Source organism: Paraburkholderia sp. SIMBA_027, assembly GCF_046535315.1.
In the GTDB taxonomy this organism is placed as follows: Bacteria; Pseudomonadota; Gammaproteobacteria; order Burkholderiales; family Burkholderiaceae; genus Paraburkholderia; species Paraburkholderia tropica.
In genome coordinates this window covers 1-257 of the sequence record NZ_JAWRWY010001023.1, presented here as the reverse complement: position 1 = coordinate 257, position 257 = coordinate 1, and the positions used below count along the sequence as shown (strand labels likewise).

Sequence of the window (257 nt, the reverse complement as noted above, 5' to 3'; positions counted from 1 at the left end):
CAACTTGAAAAAATCGAAGAAATTTCAGTTGCTCGATCCAAAATGACGCATTACGATGATTTAGCTAGTGAAGCCTGTGTACTTTATAATCGAATTGCCTATCGACTATTAATGAATGAAGAATTAAAATCAAGTATTTTAGCAGAAATAAAAAATACGCGCTATGAGGAAAATGCAACGAATAAACCAGATTGTCCACCCGATGGATTTGTCGTGAACTCGATGAGATGGGTATTCTATTGACTTCTTCATTGTAC

Annotated in this window: 1 protein-coding gene; it reads left to right on the top strand. The window is 35.0% G+C overall.

The genetic code is table 11. The features are described from left to right. Positions 1-243 (top strand): ADP-ribosylglycohydrolase family protein (locus tag SB764_RS42205; protein WP_410867066.1); only part of this gene is annotated, 243 nt, incomplete at its 5' end. Between the last annotated feature and the right edge of the window lie 14 nt (positions 244-257).